This is a genomic window from Pseudonocardia hierapolitana (assembly GCF_007994075.1).
Taxonomy (GTDB): Bacteria; Actinomycetota; Actinomycetes; order Mycobacteriales; family Pseudonocardiaceae; genus Pseudonocardia; species Pseudonocardia hierapolitana.
The window spans coordinates 5531254-5550976 of sequence record NZ_VIWU01000001.1 but is presented as its reverse complement, the minus strand read 5'-3'; the positions used below and the strand labels follow the sequence as shown (position 1 = coordinate 5550976).

The following is a 19723-nucleotide window of genomic DNA, read 5'->3' as shown; positions in this document are numbered from 1 at the left end:
GAATCGTAGGCAGGGGGTCGGTAGCAGGTGGTCTACGGTGCGTGCATGGCGCTGGTGTTGCTGGTCGAGGACGACCACGCCGTCCGGAGGGCGATGACGGAAGCGCTGCGCGACGCCGGGCACGTCGTGCAGCCGGTCGGCACCGCGCTCGACGCCCTCGGGACCGTCACCAAGAACGAGATCGACCTCGTCGTGCTGGACCTGGGCCTGCCCGACCTCGACGGGTACGAGGCGCTGCGGATGCTGCGCGGTGTCAGCGAGGTGCCGGTGATCATCGCCACGGCGCGCACCGATGAACCCACGATCGTGCGGCTGCTCAAGGAGGGCGCCGACGACTACATCACCAAGCCGTTCTCCAGTGAGGTCCTGACCGCCCGGGTCGGGGCCGTCCTGCGGCGGTCCAGGGTCGCAGCGCCGGACGACGAACCGATCAAGGTCTGCGACCTGGTCATCGACGAGGTCCGGCGGGAGGTGACCCTTGGCGGGAACCCCGTCGACCTCTCCCGCCGGCTGTTCGACCTGCTCGCCTACCTCGCGGCCCGGTGCGAGAAGGTCGTGTCGAAGGAGGATCTGGCCCGCGAGGTGTGGCACCAGCCCCGGCTGAACCTGGACCAGACCATCGACGTGCACGTGTCCTGGCTGCGGCGCAAGCTCGGTGAGACGGCGGCCGACCCGAGGTACCTGCACACGGTCCGCGGGGTGGGAGTCAAGCTGATCGACCCGTGCGCCACCTCGTCCTCCGCCTGATCCTCGCGACGGCCGCCGCCGCCGTCGCGGCCGTCACCGCCACGGCGCTGGTCGGGCACCTGCTCGACGAGCGCGACCGGTTGCGGGCCGCGTCCGAGGCCGACCTCGCGGCGCTCGTCGGCCTCGCCGAGGTCACCTCCGATCGCGAGGCCCTGCTGCGCGGGATCGGGCGCACGCCCGCGGGACGGGAGGGCAGGCTCGCCGTGCACGTCGCGGGTGCGACGGTCGGCTCGTCCCGGCTCGGCCCCGGGGCGGTCGCGCCGGCCGAGGTGGCGGTCGACGGCGGGACGGTGCTGGTCCGGCCCGCGGGCGCGGCCACCGTCGAGGTGTTCGTGCCCCACCTCGCGCCCGGGACGTCCGAGCTGGGGCTCGCCGCCCTGCTGGTGGGCGCGGGCGCGCTGGCCGCGGGTGCGGGCGCGGTCGTGGCGGCCCGCCGCGTGCGCCCGGTGGTCGCCGAACTGGCCGAGCTCACCGCGGATGCGGCCGCGATCGGGCACGACGACCCGCTACCGGCACCCCGTCCGACGACGGTGCCCGAGACCGCGGCACTCGCCACCGCGCTCGCCGCGCTGACCGCGCGCTTCGCCGAGGCCCGCAGTCGCGAGCGCAAGCTGGCCGCCGACCTCTCGCACCGACTGCGAACCCCGCTCACCGCGCTCGCCCTCGACGCCGGCGGGATCGGCGACGGTCCGGCCGCCGAGCGCGTGAAGCAGACCGTCGCCTCCCTGGAGAGCGACGTCGACGCGCTCATCCGGGCCGCCCCCAGCACCGAGGGGCCCGCCCGCTGCGACGTGGCGGAGGTCGTGCGGCGGCGGATGAGCTTCTGGTCGGCCCTCGCCCAGCACAGCGGCCGCTCGTGCACGGTCACCGCCGAGGCGCCCGCGGTGATCGCGCTCGCCGAGGACGACCTCGCCGCCGTCGTCGACGCGCTGCTCGGCAACGTCTTCCGCTACACCGCTGCCGGCACCGCGTTCGCCGTCACGGTGGTCCGCCACGCCGGGTGGGTCAGCCTCGTGGTGGACGACGCCGGCCTCGGCGTCGCCGACCCGGCCGGCGCGCTGAGCCGCGGGGTGAGCATGGGCGGGGGCACCGGCCTCGGCCTCGCCATCGCCCGCGACGCCGTGGAGGCGACCGGCGGCACGATCCACGTCGAGCGCGCGCGGGCGCTCGGCGGCGCCCGGATCCGGCTGCGCTTCACCGAGGCCCGGGATCAGTGACTCACGGCCTGCTCGACAGCCCGGCGGCCGATCAGACGTGGTCGACCGCCACCATCTCCGCACCCACCCCGATCGGGGTGGCGTCGAACCGATCGGCGAGGTGGGCCGCGATCGTGCGGAACGCGTCGTGGGTGGCGGGCCGGACGCGGTCCATGTCGATCTGCGCGCCGGTGGCCAGGTGCGGGTCGAACGGCACCTCGATCACCGCGCGGCAGCGCGCCTCGAAGTGGCGCCGCACCCGGTCGGTGTCGATGTGCCTGCTGGCCCGGTCGCACGTGAGCACGATCACCGAGTCGGCCACGCGCTCGGCGGGCCCGCGCACGAGGAGCCAGTCGAGCGTCTTGTTCAGCCGGCTCGCTCCGTCGGCGGTGGGAGACCCGACGATCACCAGGCTGTGCGCCAGCGCGAGCGTGCCCCCGACCGCCGAGTGCACGAGTCCGCTGCCGGAGTCGGTGATCACCACGTTGTAGAAGCGGCGCAGCACCTCGCTGACGCGCTCGTACTCGGCCCGGTCGAGCCCTTCGCTCATCGCCGGGTCCTGCTCCGACGCGAGCACCTGCAACCTGCCGGCGAGGCTCGTGAAGCGGGACACGTCGGCGAGGGACGTCAGGGAATCGATCTCCCCGAGCATGTCACGCACCGTCCGCGACGTGTCGCCGGTGAGCCGGTCGGCCAGGGTGCCCGCGTTCTGGCTGGCGTCGAGCGCCACCACGCGGTCGCCCCGGTGCTCGGCCAGCACCAGCCCGACGCACGCCGCCACCGTGGTCTTCCCGACGCCGCCGTTGATCGAGGTGATGGCGATCTGGTGGGCGCTGCCGAGCGGTCGGCGGATCCGCCGCACCTGGTCCCGGTACGCGTGCTCCTCGGGGCCCACGCCGGGGTTCAGCAGCCCGCGGCTGGCGGTGAACACCGCCCCGCGCCAGCCACCCTGCGGACGGTCGACCCGGCGACGGACGATCGTGTCGGCGGTGAGGTCCCCGGCATCGGGGATCTCAGCAGCCCCGAAGTGCCCGTGATCCGGATCTGCGTCCTCCGCGCTCACCAGTCAAACCCCCCGGCCCCGGCCGATCGCCGATGATCTCGGCACGGGATGCAGGCTACCGCGCGCAACTCGCACCGACGATCAGGCGGGCTCGACCTGGAACTCCGCGCCACTCGCGTCCGCCGTGCTCACCGAGATCCGATAGGCGCCGACCGTCTCGGTCGCCCCCGGCGCCACCGTCACGGGCGCCCCGTCCGCTGAGAAGGTCACCCCGGACGCGTCGATCGACTCGATCGCGATCATGGGCCCCTGCCTGCCGCAGGAGAAGGAGGTGCGGCCGTTCGTCGTGATCGTCCGCCCGCCCGCGCCGCGGCTCACGATGGACCCGTTCGTCGAGACCTTGATCTGGCAGGTCCCGGCGGCGGGCCGGCCCGATGAGCGCGACGGCGACGGTGACGCGCCCGCATCCGACGGGGCGTCGGATGCGGGGGACGCCTCGCCCGTGACGCTCGAGGAGCACCCCGCCGTCAGCAGCGCGACCGACGCCACGGCGACGAGCAGGCGCGCAGCCGCGCTCCGGGACTGCGTATACAAGATCTTCACACTGGGCATGGTGCCGTTGCCCCCTCGACGCTGCCACGCGGGTCCGGATCCATGCGGCGGGCGGCCAGTGTCCCGCTACTGACGGCGGGCGGGCGGCGGATTGCCGAAGTCGTCGGCGACGAGGGCGGTGAGCTCGAGGAAGGCGTCCGAGGTGGCCTGCCTGAGCTTGTCGAGCTCGATCCGGCCGCCAGTGGCCAGGTGCGGGTCGCGGGGCACCTGCACGACGGCCCGGCAGCGCGCCGCGAAGTGGGCCACGAGCCGCTCGCCGTCGATCTCCGGGCTCGTGCGGTCCTGCGACAGCACCACGACCGCCCGCTCGACCAGCTCGTGGTGCCCGTGCGCCACCAGCCAGTCCAGCGTCCTGCTGGCCCGGCTCGCGCCGTCGACCGTGTGCGACCCCACTATCACGAGGCCGTTCGCGAGCGCGAGCGTGCCGTCCATCGCCGAGTGCACCATGCCGGTGCCGGAGTCGGTGACGACCACGTTGTAGAAGCGGGACAGCACCGCGCACACGCGCTCGTACTCGGCCCGGTCGAAGGCCTCGCCCCGGGCGGGGTCCTGCTCGGAGGCGAGCACCTGGAGGCGGCCGGACAGTGTGGTGAACCGGGCGATGTCGCTCAGCGAGCCCACGTTGCCGAGCGAGTCGAGCAGGTCGCGGACGGTCGAGTCGGTGCGGCCGGTGAGCCGGTCGGCCAGGGTGCCTGCGTCCGGGTTGGCGTCGAGCGCCACGATCCGGTCGCCGCGGTGCTCGGCGAGCATCAGCCCCAGCATGGCCGTGACCGTGGTCTTGCCGACCCCGCCCTTCATCGACGCAACTGCGATCTGCCGCGGTCCCGGCAGCGGGCAGCGGATGCGCAGCGCCAGCTCCTGCCGGCGCTGCTCGGCAGGGCCGATGCCCGGGTTGACCATCCCGATGCTCGCGACGTGCACGGCACGCCGCCACCCCGAGCCGGGCCTGTCCGACCGCCTGCGCACGATCGTGTACTCGGTGAGCTCGGACGCGGTGTGGGACCGCGGGTCCACCGCCGGCCGGTCCGGCAGCAACGGCGGGACGACCTGTTCGGCGACCGGTGGCGCCACCTGCGCCACCTGCACCGGCTCTGCACGGAACGGCTCCGGCTGCGCCGGTTCGGCGGGTACGGGTTGGGTGGGCGCGGCCGGTTCGGTGGGCGCGGCCTGTGCGACCGGGGCGTCGGCGGGGGGCGGGTCGGGTGTCGGCGGGTTCTGCGGTGTCGGCTCCTGCCGGGCCGTGCCCCCGTCCGGCGGTGCAAACGATCGCTTCGGCATGCGCTACCCGTTCCCCCTGGTCCGACCGCGAACGTACCTATCTTGCCCGGGCGTCCCCCCGCCGGTTCGCGGGCCCGCTCACGCCCCCTCTTCGGCCTCCCTGTCGGCGAAGGCCTGTACGAGCTGGTTCTCGGCGTCACGCAGGTAGACGTCCAGCGCCTCGGCCGCGCCCGGCCCGTCACCGCGCTGGAGCTGCTCCAGGATCTGCCGGTTGCGCGCGAGGTAGGGCTCGTGGAAGCGCCGCGGGTCGGCCATGACGTGGAACACCAGCCGCAGCTCGGCCAGGATGCCGCTCATCAGCTCGTCGGAGCGCGGGCTGCCCGCGAGCGCCACGAGCGCCTGGTGGAACTTGATGTTGGCCGTGCCGAGGGCCTGCCACTCGCGGCTGCTCAGCGCCTCCTCCCCGTCGGCGACGGCGGCGGCGACGGCGTCGAGCCCCGGATGCGGGCCCGTGACGGTGCGGATCACGCCGCACTCGACGAACCGGCGCACCCGGTACAGGTCGACCAGGTCCTCGACCGTGAGCGTCCGCACGAACATGCCGCGGTTGAGCTCGTGGGTGAGCAGGCGTTCGTGCGACAGGAGCCGGAACGCCTCCCGCAGCGTGTTGCGGGAGACGCCGAGGGCGCTGCCGATGGCGTCTTCGGCGAGCCGGGTGCCGGGCGGGAAGTACCCCTCGATGATGCGCGTGCGCAGGATGGCTGCGACCCGCTCGGCTGTGCTCGTCCGCGACAGCAGGGCGCGGTCGGCGGCCAAGGCTTCCGTGGTCAACTCGCCTCCAGCGGTTCGGCAGAACATGGGGTTGTGCCTTTTGAAGGATCGTACAACAATCGAACGACAAACGTGGCTCGGCGTGATCGACCGAAGTCGGTTGATCACGCTGAGCGACTTCATCGGATCAAGGTCGACTCGACATCGTGTCGACACCCGATTGGCAGTACGCTGCCCCACGATCGGGTGAAGGCTCGCCGTGATTCACGGCAGCGCTGAGCTGTCCTTGGGGGGACGACATGACCGACGGGCCACAGCAGTGTGCCCTGCCCGGATGCGATGAGATCGTCGAGCAGCCGGAGGACGGGGGGCCACGGCGCCTGTACTGCTCGCCTGCTCACCGCGCGGCCGCACGCAAGATGCGCCATGCCGCTCGAATCGACGCAACCGCGCCGCAACCCGCGGCGGCGGACGTCACGCAGCCGATCGTGCAAGCACCGAAGGACCAGCCGTCCGAGCAGCCGCTCAGCGAGCAGCCCACCACCGAGCTGCCCTCCCCGCTCGGCCTGCCCCGTCAGGAGGAGCCCGAGCCGGCTCCGGTGCCAGAGCGCGAGTGGAGCCCGGCCGCGGCGTGGACGGTGGCTCCCCCCACGCTGCCGGCCGCGTCGTCCACGCGCACCGTCCGCACCATCACGTCCCAGCGCGTCAAGAAGCAGAAGCCGGCCCGCACCGCCGCCGACCGCAAGAACGCCGTCACCCAGATGCGGCGACGCGCCATCGCGAGCGTGGCCATCGCGAGCCTCGTGGCGGGTGGTGCCAGCTACTTCGTCAACGAGGGCATCATCCCCACCACGCCCACCCCGCTGCCCCCGCAGGCCGCGAACCAGCCGTCGATGGACGCTGACGTGTGGGTCGACAAGGCGGAGGTCGTGCTCGCGTCGCTGAGCAGCCAGCTCGACGCCGTAGCCCAGGCCGAGGCGACCTGGCTCGCCCTTCCCGCCCAGCGCCGCGCGCAGGAACCCGCGGCAGTACAGGCGCTCAAGGAGCGCAAGGCGCTGCTCGAGCAGCAGCGCGCCACCCTGATGTCCCAGCTCGAGGCGTTCAAGGCGTTGCCCGAACGCACCTCGGAGCTGACCTCGGCGCAGGCCCAGCTCGATGCCGTCGAGCGCACGCTCAACGAGAGCACCACCACCGCCGCCTCCCCGGACTACCAGGAGGCGCTGCGGCAGCTCGAGTCCCAGCGCGACATCCGCCGCCAGCAGCGTGACCACGCCGCCCAGGCGCTCACCGACCTGCGCAACGGCGTGGAGCAGGCGCTCAGCGCCCCCCTGCCGGCCGAGAAGGACGAGACGACCCCCATCGTCGAGCGGGTCAAGGCCGTCGCCGAGGGCCGCCCCGACCCGGCCGAGAAGGACGACGACCAGGAGCACAAGGCCGCCGACGACCAGGATCCCGCCGCCACCCAGCGCCGTGAGGACGACGACGAGGAGCGCGGCGACGTCGGCACCACCGCACCGCCCGACCCGGAGCGGCCGAACACCCCGGACATCCTCGCCGACGGTGGCGGCAACCCGGGCTCCGACAGCGGCTCGGACGAGGCGAACGGCGGCGACAAGCCCGACGGCCCCGTCCAGTCCGTCGCCAGCGCGCTGGGCAGTGCGCTCGGCCAGGGTGACACCACCAACCGCGACGAGAGCGCGAACAAGCGCGAGACCCGCGACAACGACGGCAGCGCCGACGGCACCAACGGCAGCACCAACGGCAACGCCGACGACAGCGCCGGCAACGACGACCGCGGCGACAACGGCGGCGGGCTCGGCAGCGTCGTGCGCGGTGTGACCGGCGGGCTGCTCGGCGGCGCCGACCGGGACGACGACAAGGACGACGACCGCGGCGAGAGCCGTGGCCGCAACGACGACCGCGACGACCGGGGCGACGACGACCGCGACGACCGCTCGGGCTGGTTGTCCGACCGTGGCGACCGCGACGACGACAACGACGACGACCGTTCGAGCTGGTTGTCCGACCGCGACGACCGCGACGACGACCGCGGCGATGACGACGACCGCAGCAGCCGGCGCGAGCGCGACGACGATGACGACGACGACGACCGCGGCGGACTCCGTGGCATCACCGACGGAATTCTCGGCGGCGACGATCGGGACGACGACCGCGACGACCGCGACAAGGACGACTCCGAAGAGCGCGCCGACGAGGACAACGACCGCAAGAAGCCCAGCGGCAAGGCCGAACGCGAGCGCAACCGCGACAAGGACCGCGACGACCGCGGCTCCGAAGAGCGCGCCGACGACGACAACGACCGCAAGAAGCCCAGCGGCAAGGCCGAACGCGAACGCAACCGCGACAAGGACCGCGACGACCGCGACGACCGCGACGACCGCGAGGAGCGCGGCGACAAGGACGACGACAAGGGCGACCGCGACGAGGACCGCGGCGACAAGGACGACGACAGGGGCGACCGGGGCGACTCCGACCGGGGCGACTCGGACGACGACAAGGGCGACTCCGACAAGGGCGACTCCGACAAGGGCGACTCCGACAAGGGCGACTCCGACAAGGGCGACTCCGACGACGGCGGGGACGACGACGGCGGCAAGTCCGACAAGGGGTCGGACGACGGCGACTCGGGCTCTGACGACGGCGACTCCGGCGGCGGGGACGACGACTGACCTTCCCGGCGACGCGCGAGCCCCGCTGCACCTGGTGCGGCGGGGCTCGTGTCGTTCGACCCTCTGACGGCTCGATCAATGCGAGCCGACCTTCGCGCCCGCGCTCGAGCGCGCTTGATCAGGCAGGCGGTGGGGTGGGCGGGCGGCCGCCGAAACCGTCGGCGAGCAGGGCCGCCAGGGCGAGAAAGGCGTCGTGGGTGGCCGGCCGCAGCCGCTCGAGCTCGATCCGGCTGCCGGAGGCGAGGTGCGGGTCGTGCGGGATCTCCACGACGCCGCGGCAGCGGTCCTCGAAGTGCCCGCGCACGCGCTTGGGGTCCACCTCGGAGCTCGTGCGGTCGCAGGAGAGCACGACGACGGCGTGGGCGACCTGAGCCTCGTAGCCGTGCGCCACGAGCCAGTCGAGGGTCTTGCTGGCCCGGCTGGCGCCGTCGACGGTGGGGGCACCGACCACCACGAGGCTGTCGGCCAGCGCGAGCGTGCCCTCCATCGCGGAGTGCACCAGGCCGGTGCCGGAGTCGGTGATGATGACGTTGTAGAAGCGGGTGAGCACGGAGCACACCCGCTCGTACCCCGCGCGGTCGAACGCTTCGCTCATCGCCGGGTCCTGCTCGGACGCGAGGACCTGCAGCCGGCCGGCGAGGCTCGTGTAGCGGGCCACGTCGGCGAGCGAGTACGCCGACTCGAGGTTCTCCAGCATGTGCCGCACGGTGACCGACGTGTCGCCGGTGAGCCGGTCGGCGAGCGTGCCCGCGTCCGGGTTGGCGTCCAGTGCGATCACCCGGTCGCCGCGGTGCTCCGCGAGCACGAGCCCGAGGCAGGCCGACACCGTGGTCTTGCCGACGCCACCCTTGATCGAACTCACGGCGATCTGGTGCGTGCCCGGGACCGGGCGGCGGATACGCCGCAGCCGGTCGCGGCGGGCCCGCTCGGGCGCACCGAGGCCCGGGTTCACCAGACCGCCGGTGAGGCGGTACAGCAGGCCGCGCCAGCCGTGTTCGGGGCGCTCACCGCGGAAGCGGACGATCGCGTCCTCGGTGAGCTCGCTTGATCTGCCCTCGAGGATCTCGCCGGTCTCGCTCACGCAACCTCCTCGCTGACGCTCGTCGGCCGCGTTCGCGACGCTGCTGTGTCGACCGGTTCGCTCGCGAGCTCGCTCACGTGGTGAAACGATCGGCCATCAGGGCGGCGAGCTCGTAGGCCGCGTCGCGGGTGGCCGGGCGCAGGTGGGCGAGCTCGACGCGACCGCCCGTGGCCAGGTGCGGATCGTGCGGGATCTCCACGACCGCCCGGCTGCGGGCCGCGAAGTGCTTGCGGATCCGCTCCTGGTCGACCTCGGCGCTCGTGCGGTCGCACGACAGCACCACGACGGCCTCGGTGGCGAGCGCGGAGTGGCCGTGGGCGAGCAGCCAGTCGAGGGTCTTGCTGGCCCGGCCCGCGCCGTCGACGGTGGGAGCGCCCACCACGATGAGGCTGTCGGCGAGCTTGAGCGTGCCCTCCATCGCCGAGTGCACGAGACCGGTGCCCGAGTCGGTGATGATGATGTTGAAGAAGCGGTCCAGCAACGCGCAGATCTGCTGGTACTCCTCGCGGCTGAACGCGTCGCTGGAGGCAGGGTCCTGCTCGGAGGCCAGCACCTGCAGCCGCCCGGCGAGGCTCGTGTAGCGCGAGACCTCGGTCCAGGAGTGGATCCGGTCGAGGTCGCGCAGCAGCTCCCGCACCGTGACCGAGGACTCCCCGGTGAGCCGGTCGGCGAGCGTGCCGGCATCGGGGTTGGCGTCGAGCACGATCACGCGGTCGCCCCGGTTCTCGGCCATGACGAGCCCGAGCAGGGTGGACACCGTGGTCTTGCCGACCCCGCCCTTGATGGAGCTCACCGCGATGCGGTGCGACTGGATCAGGGGCCGCCGGATCCGGTGCAGCAGGCCACGCCAGCGCACCTCGGCCGCGCTCGGGCCCGGGTTGATCACACCGCCGGTGGCCCGCAGCAACGCACGGCGCCACCCCATCGATGGCTCGTCGGGCCGGGCCCGGAGGATCGCATCGGCGTCGAGCGCCGTCGCGCTGCCGCCGGAGTCCTCCTGCGAAGGACCGAGCGGAGACGCGGACCCCGTCGAACTCACTGCACCCCCTGGATGTTCGGGTCCCCACTCGGTGTGCCGCAGCGATTGCGGTTCGAGCCGATGACCGTACCGCTCCCACCAGATCGAGGGGTCTGGTTCGACCCGACGGCGCACCACGGGGTGAGCGTAACGCGCGCGGTAGCCGACGTCCCCCGATGGTGATCGATCAGAAACCGGACGGGGACTCAGTCGATGAGATCCATGCCGGTACCGGAGGAGCGCCCGTTCAGGCCAACTCCGGCTGCGCCGTTCTGCGGAGCGCCGCGCCAGAGGTTGCTGCGGCCGCGAGTGATCGTGCGCAGCGCCTTGCCGAGGGCGTCCTCGAACTCGGCGAGCTTCGCGTCGACGTAGCCGTCGCACTCCTGGCGCAGCCGGTCGGCCTCGACCTCGGCGGAGTCGACGACCCGGGCCGCCTCGGCGTGCGCCGCGCGGACGACCTCGGTCTGCGACACCAGCCGCGCCTGCTCGGCCTGCCCGTCTGCGATGTACCGGTCGTGCGCCGCCCGGCCGGCGTGGGCGATCCGGTCGGCCTCCGCCTTGGCCCGGTCGGTCAGCTCGGTGAACTGGCGGCGCCCCTCGGCCACCGCGCGCTCGGCCTCGTGGCGGGCGCGGGCCACCGTCTGCTCGGCCTCGGCCCGCGCCTCGGCGACCAACCGCTCCGCCTCCGCACGCGCGTCCGACACGAGCTGCTCGGCCTCCGCCTGGGCGGTGCCGCGCGTCTGCTCGGCCTCCTGCGTGGCGTCGTCGACGATCTCGTCGCGGCGATCCAGGACGTCCTGTGCGTCGTCGAGCTCGCCCGGCAGCGCCTCGCGCACGTCGTCGAGCAGGTCGAGCACCTCACCGCGCGGCACGACGCAGTTGGAGGTCATCGGGACACCCCGAGCCTCCTCGACGACCGTGACCAGCGCGTCGAGCGATTCGAAGACCCGGTACACACTGCGCATCCTCTCACCGGCCTTCGCCCGAACCGCGTATTGCGCGTGGCCCGCGCGTGTCAAGTTCCGAACGAGTGATACGGGATGCTCGCTCGTGGGGCGTGGGCCTTCGGTGGCGCCGCGCATCGTGCGGGGCCGCCCCTCAGAGCTCAAGGGCGCCTACGGCGTCGCTCCGCGATCGCTACGCGACCCTTGACCTCCGAGCCTCTGCGACCCCTCCGGGCAGCACAACACGGGCAGGCCACGGGCCTGCCCTTCGGGCGCGCGGCACCACCGAAGGCGGTCCCACGGGAATGATCGAGGCGTCGGCGCCCCCACGGCGGAATCCGGCCGTGAACGCGCCGAAACACCGATCATGAGGCCCCCGCACCCTGATGATCGGCGATCTGGCGCACCCACGGCTGCCCGGCCCGCCGTGAGCGCACCGAATCGGCGACCTTCCCCCCGATGAGGACCAACCACAGCCGGACACCGGGGCCTGATCGGCGATCAAGGCGAAATGGTGGCTAGTTGATCTTCCAATGCCGCGACGTTAAGCCGGGGGGCTGATCGTCAAGGGTCTTGGTCGGTCGGGGTGTTGAGGGCGTAGGTGCTGGTGGCGACCCGGGTGAAGAAGCCGTGGCGGGTCCATTCGGCGAGTTGGGTGAGCAGGTTGCGGGGTGGGCGTCCGAGTGCGGTGGCCAGTTCGTGTCCGGTCCAGCCGCGGTGGGGGTCGGTGTTCATCAGGGCGATGACTTGGGTGCGGGTGGTGGGTGGTGGGGCCGGTTTGGTGGGTGGTGGGGCGGTCAGGGGTGGGGTCCGGATGGTGATGTCGATGGCGGTGATCGCGGTGGGGATGTCGGGGCGGGGGTCGGTGGGGTCGCGGTAGGCGTAGCGGGAGGTCCCGCATTTGACGGTGCGGGCGCTGTAGCGGGGGCGGCGGTCGGGCAGCAGGGTGGACAGGACGGCCTGGCCGATCTCGCCGATGTGGCCGGTTGGTCCGCAGATGCCGTGGGCTCCGGTGAGTTGGGTGCGGGCGGTTTCCAGGGCGGTGGTGAAGCAGGCCCGGTCTGGGTCGGTGCCGGGGCGGGTCTCGATGGCCTCGACCATGGCCATGCGCAGGAGTTGGTAGAGCGTGAGCAGGGCCCAGGTTTCTTGTTCCAGGCCGGGGCGGTCACCGGAGCGCAGGACGTGCCCGGCCAGCAGGGTGTGGCGCAGCGCCAGGTAGGCGGATTCGATCTCCCACCGTTCGTGGTAGAGCCGGATCAGCGCCTCGGCGGGGTAGCGGCGGTGGTCGGTCAGGGTGGTGATCAGCCGGTAGCGGTCACCGACCCGGCTGCCATCAGCACCGGACATCCTCAGGTGGGCATCGATGACCCGCAGTTGGCGTCCGCGCTGGCGCCTGCCGATGCGGGTCAGGTAGGAGCCGTCGGACAGATGCGCCAGCACACCCGGGACGCGGGTGGCTTTGGTGCGGACCAGCAGGTGCGCCCCGGTGGCGGCGGCCTCGTGCAGGAAGGCGTTGGTGTCGAAGGCCCGGTCGGCCAGCACCAGCATGCCCGGGCCCAGGTGCCCGAGCAGGCGCCGGGCCAGGGCGACCTCGCCGCCGCCGCGGTGGCGGGCCGAGCCGAGCGCGGCGCCGAGCAGGCCGCGGGTACCGGTCTCGACCAGGCCCATCAGCCGCAGCGTCGGGTAGCCGGCAAAGCCGGTCTTGTGCAGGATCCGGCCCAGCCAGGACCGGTTGCGGTCGGTGTCGGGGACCTTCAACGAGTGGCAGCCGTCGAAGGCGACCGTGCGGAGCCCGGCGAAACACACCCCCGGGGTGCGTGGCTGCCCGAGCGGCCCGGCCACCACCTCGAACAGGGCCTGCACCGGGGCCGGGCCCAACCGGCGCCGCAGATCCCGCAACGCCTTCTCCGACGGGCGCGCCACCGCCAGCCCGGCCAATCCGGCCAGCCCGCCGGTCAGCTTCGCCCACACCTGGGCGTAGCCCAACCGCGGGAACAACCCCAGCGCCAGCACGAAATACACCCCGACCCGCGAGGGCAGAACCCGCAGCCGCCGCTGCACCGTCCCGGTCTGCGCCAGCACGTCATCGACCAGCTCGAACGGCAGATACGGGGTCAACTCACCGAGATGACCCGGGGCGAACACGCCCGCGGCCACGGTGACGGTGCGGGTGAACGTGGTCGTGGCAGACTGCGCAGGCAACGGGACCTCAGGTAGACCGGGAAGATCGTGATGGGTTGCCCCGACCTACCAGAGGTCCCGTTACCTATCTCCCCGACACGCCGCCCCACAGCCTTGACTTGATCGTCTCACCCTTAACGTCGCGGCATTGGTTGATCTTCAACAGCGACCATCAGCCCTTGATCGCGGCCATCAGCCCTTGATCACGCCCGAGACCGCCTCCTGACGGCGCCGCGCGCCCACCGGGCAGGCCCCCGGCCTGCCCGCGTAGTGCTGCCCGGAGGGGCCGCAGAGGCTCGGAGGTCAAGGGTCGCGCAGCGATCGCGGAGCGACGCCGCAGAAGCTTCTATGTCAAGCGGTCGCTGGGAGTTGGCGGCGGTGGTCGGTGAGCAGGGCGTGGTAGACGACGTCGGCGAGGTGGCGTTTGAGGGCGCGCAGCGCCGCCTTGCCGGTGGCGTTGGGTCGGCGCTGGGTCCAGCGTTCGCGCCAGGCCCGCGCCTCGGGTTTGTGGCTGAGCTGGGCGATGACGATGCGATGCAGGCAGGCGTTGAGTTGCCGGTTGCCGCCGCGGTTGAGCCGCACCTGGGGCCGGTTACTACTCCAGACCGGGATCGGGGCGGCACCGGCGTGCATGGCAAACGCCGCCGCGGACCGGAACCGGGAGATCCCAGCAACCTCACCGATGATCTTCGCGGCGGTGACCACGTTGACCCCGACGATGGCCAGCAGGGTCGGGGCCAGCGGGACGACCAGCTCGCCCAGCTGCTTGTCCAACCGGCGGATCTGTTCGCGCAGCCGACGGATCTCGCCGACCAGCTCCAGCGCCAGGTCGCGGCGCACGCTCGCCGGCAGCGCCTCCAGCCCGGCGGTCAGCCGGTCCAGCTGACGGGCACTGTTCAACCGCCCGGCGCCGGGGTCCAGGTCGTGCAGGTGCCAGCGCAGCTGGTTGATCGTCTGGGTGCGCCACTTGACCAGCTGCTCGCGCCGGTCGGTCAGCAGCCGCAGATCAGCGGCCACCTCATCCAGGTGCGCGGCCGGCAAGTCCGGCTCGCGCAGCGCGGCGCGGGCGATGGCCAGCGCGTCGATCGAGTCGGACTTGCCGCGCGTGCGCGCGCTGGCCCGGCTCTGGGCCATCAGCTTGGGCGGCACCCACACCACGCTCGCGCCGTGCCCGATCAGGGTGCGCACCAGCCGCCCGGCCACCCCGCGGCCGTCCTCGACCGCCCACCGCCGGTCCGGCCCAAACCCGCCCGCCCACGCCCACAACCGCAACCACCCCTCCGGGGTGGAGGCGACCGTCACCTGGCCCAGCTTGCGCCCCACCTCGTCGACGGCGACCGCGGTGTGGGTCCGCTTGTGCGGATCGATCCCAATGACCACCATGAACGTCCGGGTGTCCTTCCTTCCAGATCAGGAGACAGGCATCCGGATCGGGTCGGCTGGTCGGACACACCTCAGTCGAGGGGATGGCGTCTAGCCCACGCTTCTATCAAGTCAGGCCAGCCGGCCCGAACCCTGACCACGCTCGACAGTTCTGCGGCAAGCCAACCAACGGTGGCAGCGCCCTTGAGAGTCACCACGTGATCAGGGCCGGACCCTAACCGCTGCCGATCAACAGCAGCAGCCCTCAGCCTGACACTGAGGCGCCCTTGACCTGGGAGGGGCCTGCTACTCGGAGGCCTGCTACTCGGAGGCCTGCTACTCGGAGGCCCGCCACCCGGAGGCCCGCCACTCGGAGGCCCGCCGCCCCCGAGGCCCGAGGCCAGGACACCCACCCGGGACGGGGCGCTACCCGCGCTCGGCGATCCGCTCCAGCAGCTGCCGGTGGACCGTCTCCGGCAGCAGGTGCGCGACGTCGCCTCCGTACGTCGCCACCTCCTTGACCAGCGAGCTCGACACGAACCCGTACTCCGGGCTCGTCGACATGAACAGCGTGTCGACCCCGGAGAGCCGCTGGTTCATCTGGGCCATCTGCAGCTCGTAGTCGAAGTCGGTGACCACCCGCAGGCCCTTGACGATCGCCTGGATCTCGTGGGCGCGGCAGTAGTCGACCAGCAGCCCGTGGAACGAGTCGACCCGGACGTTCGGGTACGGCGCGGTGATCTCGGCGAGCAGCGCCATGCGCTCGTCCACGCTGAACATGCCCTTCTTGGACTTGTTCACGAGCACGGCGACGACGACCTCGTCGAACAACGCCGCGGTGCGGCTGATGACGTCGAGGTGCCCGTTGGTGGGCGGGTCGAACGATCCTGGACAGACGGCGCGCGTCACGAGCGGGGACGCTACCGCTCCGGCTCGTGAACGGCCGTGTGCAGGGTCGTGTCGCCGTACCGGCGCTCCCGCCCGGCCCGCAGCGCGGGCGGCCACGGGAACGGCCCGTCGCGTCCGGCCCGCTCCACCACGACGACGGCGTCGGCGGCGAGCCAGCCGTGCGCCGCGGCGGCCGCGAGCCACCCCGCCACCTCCGTGGCAGGCACGTCGTAGGGCGGGTCGACGAGCACCACGTCGTACGCCCGCTCGGCGGGCGATGCGAGCACGGTGGCGGCCGGCGCCACCCGGACCTGCGCTCCCGCCAGCCCGAGCTCGGCGGTGTTGCGCCGCAGCACCCCTGCCGCCCGCCGGTCGGACTCGACGAAGAGCGCGTGCACCGCACCGCGCGACAGCGCCTCCAGCCCGAGCGCCCCTGAACCGGCGCAGAGGTCGAGCACCGCGGCGCCGCCGAGGCCGGGGTCGGCGTCGAGCGCCGAGAACAGCGCCTCCCGCACCCGGTCCGAGGTCGGCCGGGTGCCCTTGGGCGGCACGAGGATCCGGCGCCCGCCCGCGACACCCGCGATGATCCGGGTCATTCCAGGACCAGCAGCAGGTCACCGCCCTCGACCTGCTGCACCTTGCCGATCGCGAGCCGGCCGACCGTGCCGGCCTGGTGCGTGGTGATCGAGGCCTCCATCTTCATCGCCTCGATGGTGGCGACGGTCTGGCCGGCCTCCACCCGGTCGCCCTCGCCGACCTGCAGCGTCACGACGCCTGCGAACGGCGCGGCCACGTGCTTCGGATCGGAGCGGTCGGCCTTCTCCGCGGCCTTGACGTCGGTGGCGATCGACCTGTCCCGCACCGACACCGGCCGGAGCTGGCCGTTCAGCGTGGTGACCACGTTGCGGTAGCCGCGCTCGTCGGGCTCGGAGATCGCCTCCAGCTCGATGATCAGCGTGACGCCCTGCTCCAGGCGCGCGGTGTGCTCGACGTCGGGTTCGAGGCCGTAGAGGAAGTCCCTCGTCGAGAGCACCGACGTGTCGCCGTAGGCCTCGCGGTGGGCGAGGAACTCCGTGGTCGGCCCGGGGAACAGCAGCCGGTTCAGGGTGCCCCGGCGGTCGTCCTTCAGCGCGGCGCGGTCCTCGTCTGACAGCTCGGCGGGCTCGCGTTCCGCGGAACGCCCTTCGAGGGCCCGGCTGCGGAACGGCTCGGGCCAGCCTCCCGGCGGGTCGCCCAGCTCACCGCGCAGGAACCCGATCACCGAGTCGGGCACGTCGAACTGGGCCGGGTCGGCCTCGAAGTCCTTGGGCTCCACGCCTGCGCCGACGAGGTGCAGCGCGAGGTCGCCGACCACCTTGGACGACGGCGTGACCTTCACCAGCCTGCCGAGCATCCGGTCGGCGGCGGCGTAGCAGTCCTCGATCAGCTCGAACCGGTCGCCGAGCCCGAGCGCGATCGCCTGCTGGCGCAGGTTGGACAGCTGCCCGCCGGGGATCTCGTGGTGGTAGACCCGCCCGGTGGGAGAGGGCAGCGCCGCCTCGAACGGCGCGTACACCTTCCGCACGGCCTCCCAGTACGGCTCCAGGTCGCCGACCGCCTCCAGCGAGAGGCCGGTGGGGCGCTCGGTGTGGTCGGTGGCCGCGACCAGCGCCGACAGCGACGGCTGGCTCGTCGTGCCGGCCATGGACGCGACGGCCGCGTCGACGGCGTCCACGCCCGCGTCGATCGCCGTGACGAGCGTGGCGAGCTGGCCACCCGCCGTGTCGTGGGTGTGCAGGTGCACCGGCAGGTCGAACCGCTCCCGCAGCGCCGTGACGAGCGTGCGGGCCGCGGGCGGGCGCAGCAGCCCGGCCATGTCCTTGATCGCGAGGACGTGGGCGCCCGCCTCGACGATCTGCTCGGCGAGCCGCAGGTAGTAGTCGAGGGTGTAGAGCTTCTCCACCGGATCGGAGAGGTCGGCGGTGTAGCAGAGCGCCACCTCGGCCACCGCGGTGCCGGTGGCGCGCACGGCGTCGATGGCCGGGCGCATCTGCTCCACGTCGTTGAGCGCGTCGAAGATCCGGAAGATGTCCATCCCGGTGCGCGCGGCCTCCTCGACGAAGGCGTCCGTCACCTCCGTCGGGTACGGCGTGTAACCCACCGTGTTGCGCCCGCGCAGCAGCATCTGCGTGCAGATGTTCGGCACCGCTTCCCTGAGCGCGGCGAGCCGCTCCCACGGGTCCTCGGCGAGGAACCGCAGCGCCACGTCGTAGGTGGCGCCGCCCCAGCATTCGAGGGACAGCAGCTGCGGCGCCATCCGCGCCACGTGCGGCGCGACGGCGAGCAGGTCGCGGGTGCGCACCCGCGTGGCGAGCAGCGACTGGTGGGCGTCGCGGAACGTCGTGTCGCTGACCGGTACGGAGGTCTGCTCACGCAGCCACCGTGCGAACCCCTCGGGACCCCGCTCACGCAGCAGCTGGCGAGAACCGTCGGGAGCCGCGGCGTCGAGGTCGCAGCGGGGCAGCTTGTCCACCGGATCGACGACCTGCGGCCGCGGCCCGTTCGGCTTGTTGACGGTGACGTCGGCGAGGTAGTTCAGCACCCGCGTGCCGCGGTCGGCCGGCTTGCGCGCCGCGAGCAGCTGCGGGCGCTGGTCGATGAAGCTGGTGGTGACCCGGCCGTCCGCGAAGTCCGGGTCGTCGAGCACGGCCGCGAGGAACGGCAGGTTCGTCGACACACCCCGGATCCGGAACTCCGCGATCGCCCGCCGCGCCCGGCGCACGGCGTTCGGGAAGTCGTGGCCGTAGCAGGTGAGCTTCACCAGCATCGAGTCGAAGTGGGCGCTGACCTCGGCGCCGGTGTGCGTCGTGCCGCCGTCGAGCCGGACGCCGGGGCCGCCGGGCGAGCGGTAGGCGCTGATCGTGCCGGTGTCGGGCCGGAACCCGTTCTGCGGGTCCTCGGTGGTGACGCGGCACTGCAGGGCGGCGCCGTTCAGCGTGACGTCCTCCTGGTTCAGCCGCAGCTCGGGCAGCGTCATCCCGGACGCGATCCGCAGCTGGGCGATCACCAGGTCCCGGTCGGTGACCTGCTCGGTGACCGTGTGCTCCACCTGGATGCGCGGGTTCATCTCGATGAACACGTGGTTGCCGCGCTCGTCCAGCAGGAACTCGACGGTGCCCGCGTTGACGTAGCCGATGTGGCGGGCGAACGCGACGGCGTCGTTGCAGATCCGCTCGCGCAGCTCCGGGTCGAGGTTCGGCGCGGGCGCGATCTCGATCACCTTCTGGTGGCGCCGCTGCACCGAGCAGTCGCGCTCGTAGAGGTGCACGACGTTGCCGCGGCCGTCGGCGAGGATCTGCACCTCGATGTGGCGCGGGTTCACCACCGCCTGCTCGAGGAACACCGTGGCGTCACCGAACGCCGACTCGGCCTCCCGCATCGCGGCCTCGACCGCCTCGCGCAACGTGTGCGGCTCCTCGACGCGGCGCATCCCGCGCCCGCCCCCGCCGGCCACCGCCTTCACGAAGATCGGGAAGCCGATCTCCTCGGCCGCCGCGAGCAGGGTGTCGACGTCGTCGGACGGCTGGGACGAGCGCAGCACCGCCACGCCGGCCTCGCGGGCCGCCGCGACGGCGCGCGCCTTGTTGCCCGTGAGGTGCAGCACATCGGTGGGCGGGCCGACGAACGTGATGCCCTCCCGCTCGCACGCCTCGGCCAGGTCCGGGTTCTCCGACAGGAAGCCGTACCCGGGGTAGATCGCATCGGCCCCGGCCCGCTTCGCGGCCTTGATGATCTCTTCGACCGACAGGTAGGCCCGCACGGGGTGGCCCGGCTCGCCGATCTGGTAGGACTCGTCGGCCTTGGCCCGGTGCAGCGAGTTGCGGTCCTCGTACGGGAACACCGCCACCGTGGACACACCCAGCTCGTAGGCGGCCCGGAACGCGCGGATGGCGATCTCGCCGCGGTTCGCGACCAGTACCTTGCGGAACATCGCGTTCGTCACCAGGGAACCGTACCGTCGGGCACTCGATCG

General features: G+C 72.7%; 16 protein-coding genes. 4 read left to right on the top strand and 12 right to left on the bottom strand.

The window, feature by feature from the left end:
* Positions 1-45 precede the first annotated feature (45 nt).
* Positions 46-747, top strand: coding sequence for a response regulator transcription factor (locus FHX44_RS26390; protein WP_212612643.1), 702 nt, complete (start codon positions 46-48; stop codon positions 745-747).
* A complete protein-coding gene (locus tag FHX44_RS26385) occupies positions 723-1964 on the top strand; it encodes a sensor histidine kinase (RefSeq protein ID WP_147258269.1) in 1242 nt (413 codons plus the stop codon). Before FHX44_RS26390 ends, FHX44_RS26385 begins: the two co-directional genes overlap by 25 nt.
* Before the next feature lie 31 nt (positions 1965-1995).
* On the opposite strand, the gene FHX44_RS26380 is transcribed toward FHX44_RS26385, so the two are convergent.
* Positions 1996-3006, bottom strand: coding sequence for a MinD/ParA family ATP-binding protein (locus FHX44_RS26380; RefSeq protein ID WP_147258268.1), 1011 nt, complete (start codon positions 3004-3006; stop codon positions 1996-1998).
* A gap of 81 nt (positions 3007-3087) precedes the next feature.
* Complete coding sequence (locus tag FHX44_RS42320; protein WP_170309053.1) at positions 3088-3249, bottom strand: hypothetical protein; 162 nt, start codon at positions 3247-3249, stop codon at positions 3088-3090.
* Between FHX44_RS42320 and FHX44_RS26375 the strand changes: the two genes are divergently transcribed.
* Positions 3248-3631 carry a hypothetical protein gene (locus FHX44_RS26375; RefSeq protein WP_147258267.1) on the top strand — a complete coding sequence of 128 codons (384 nt, stop codon included), beginning with the start codon at positions 3248-3250 and terminating at the stop codon, positions 3629-3631. The genes FHX44_RS42320 and FHX44_RS26375 overlap by 2 nt on opposite strands.
* On the opposite strand, the gene FHX44_RS26370 is transcribed toward FHX44_RS26375, so the two are convergent.
* Together FHX44_RS26370 and FHX44_RS26365 are read right to left on the bottom strand one after the other, a co-directional pair.
* Positions 3625-4836: a MinD/ParA family ATP-binding protein gene (locus tag FHX44_RS26370; RefSeq protein ID WP_246170596.1), complete on the bottom strand. Its 1212-nt coding sequence runs from the start codon at positions 4834-4836 to the stop codon at positions 3625-3627. The genes FHX44_RS26375 and FHX44_RS26370 overlap by 7 nt on opposite strands.
* A 78-nt stretch (positions 4837-4914) precedes the next feature.
* Complete coding sequence (locus FHX44_RS26365) at positions 4915-5634, bottom strand: GntR family transcriptional regulator (RefSeq protein WP_147258266.1); 720 nt, start codon at positions 5632-5634, stop codon at positions 4915-4917.
* Between the two features lie 401 nt (positions 5635-6035).
* Between FHX44_RS26365 and FHX44_RS26360 the strand changes: the two genes are divergently transcribed.
* Entirely contained in the window at positions 6036-8237 is a 2202-nt protein-coding gene (locus tag FHX44_RS26360) for a hypothetical protein (RefSeq protein ID WP_147258265.1), read from the top strand.
* Between the two features lie 118 nt (positions 8238-8355).
* On the opposite strand, the gene FHX44_RS26355 is transcribed toward FHX44_RS26360, so the two are convergent.
* The 8 genes from FHX44_RS26355 to FHX44_RS26320 all read right to left on the bottom strand — a co-directional run bounded on the left by FHX44_RS26355 (position 8356) and on the right by FHX44_RS26320 (position 19681).
* Positions 8356-9318 (bottom strand): MinD/ParA family ATP-binding protein, encoded by a 963-nt coding sequence (locus tag FHX44_RS26355; RefSeq protein ID WP_147258264.1) that lies wholly within the window; start codon positions 9316-9318, stop codon positions 8356-8358.
* A gap of 73 nt (positions 9319-9391) precedes the next feature.
* Positions 9392-10243 (bottom strand): MinD/ParA family ATP-binding protein, encoded by an 852-nt coding sequence (locus FHX44_RS26350; RefSeq protein ID WP_147261472.1) that lies wholly within the window; start codon positions 10241-10243, stop codon positions 9392-9394.
* A 299-nt stretch (positions 10244-10542) separates the two neighbouring features.
* Positions 10543-11292, bottom strand: a complete 750-nt coding sequence (locus FHX44_RS26345) for an SPFH domain-containing protein (protein WP_147261471.1) — start codon at positions 11290-11292, stop codon at positions 10543-10545.
* A 552-nt stretch (positions 11293-11844) separates the two neighbouring features.
* Entirely contained in the window at positions 11845-13482 is a 1638-nt protein-coding gene (locus FHX44_RS26340) for an IS4 family transposase (RefSeq protein ID WP_147258263.1), read from the bottom strand.
* Positions 13483-13812: 330 nt separating this feature from the next.
* Complete coding sequence (locus FHX44_RS26335) at positions 13813-14844, bottom strand: IS110 family RNA-guided transposase (RefSeq protein ID WP_147258262.1); 1032 nt, start codon at positions 14842-14844, stop codon at positions 13813-13815.
* Positions 14845-15249: 405 nt separating this feature from the next.
* The gene (gene coaD, locus FHX44_RS26330) at positions 15250-15732 is read right to left on the bottom strand and encodes a pantetheine-phosphate adenylyltransferase (RefSeq protein ID WP_147258261.1); all 483 of its coding nucleotides are present in this window, start codon (positions 15730-15732) and stop codon (positions 15250-15252) included.
* Between the two features lie 11 nt (positions 15733-15743).
* Positions 15744-16307, bottom strand: a complete 564-nt coding sequence (rsmD, locus tag FHX44_RS26325) for a 16S rRNA (guanine(966)-N(2))-methyltransferase RsmD (protein ID WP_147258260.1) — start codon at positions 16305-16307, stop codon at positions 15744-15746.
* Positions 16304-19681, bottom strand: a complete 3378-nt coding sequence (locus tag FHX44_RS26320) for a pyruvate carboxylase (protein WP_147261470.1) — start codon at positions 19679-19681, stop codon at positions 16304-16306. Before FHX44_RS26320 ends, rsmD begins: the two co-directional genes overlap by 4 nt.
* Positions 19682-19723 lie beyond the last annotated feature (42 nt).

What these genes read in the sequence shown, in the direction of transcription:
- rsmD (WP_147258260.1), bottom strand. Translation starts at nt 16,307, where the DNA reads ATGACCCGGATCATCGCGGGTGTCGCGGGCGGGCGCCGGATCCTCGTG.
- FHX44_RS26335 (WP_147258262.1), bottom strand. Translation starts at nt 14,844, where the DNA reads ATGGTGGTCATTGGGATCGATCCGCACAAGCGGACCCACACCGCGGTC.
- FHX44_RS26390 (WP_212612643.1), top strand. Translation starts at nt 46, where the DNA reads ATGGCGCTGGTGTTGCTGGTCGAGGACGACCACGCCGTCCGGAGGGCG.
- FHX44_RS26370 (WP_246170596.1), bottom strand. Translation starts at nt 4,836, where the DNA reads ATGCCGAAGCGATCGTTTGCACCGCCGGACGGGGGCACGGCCCGGCAG.
- FHX44_RS26365 (WP_147258266.1), bottom strand. Translation starts at nt 5,634, where the DNA reads ATGTTCTGCCGAACCGCTGGAGGCGAGTTGACCACGGAAGCCTTGGCC.
- FHX44_RS26320 (WP_147261470.1), bottom strand. Translation starts at nt 19,681, where the DNA reads ATGTTCCGCAAGGTACTGGTCGCGAACCGCGGCGAGATCGCCATCCGC.
- FHX44_RS42320 (WP_170309053.1), bottom strand. Translation starts at nt 3,249, where the DNA reads ATGATCGCGATCGAGTCGATCGACGCGTCCGGGGTGACCTTCTCAGCG.
- FHX44_RS26350 (WP_147261472.1), bottom strand. Translation starts at nt 10,243, where the DNA reads ATGGGGTGGCGCCGTGCGTTGCTGCGGGCCACCGGCGGTGTGATCAAC.
- FHX44_RS26375 (WP_147258267.1), top strand. Translation starts at nt 3,248, where the DNA reads ATGGGCCCCTGCCTGCCGCAGGAGAAGGAGGTGCGGCCGTTCGTCGTG.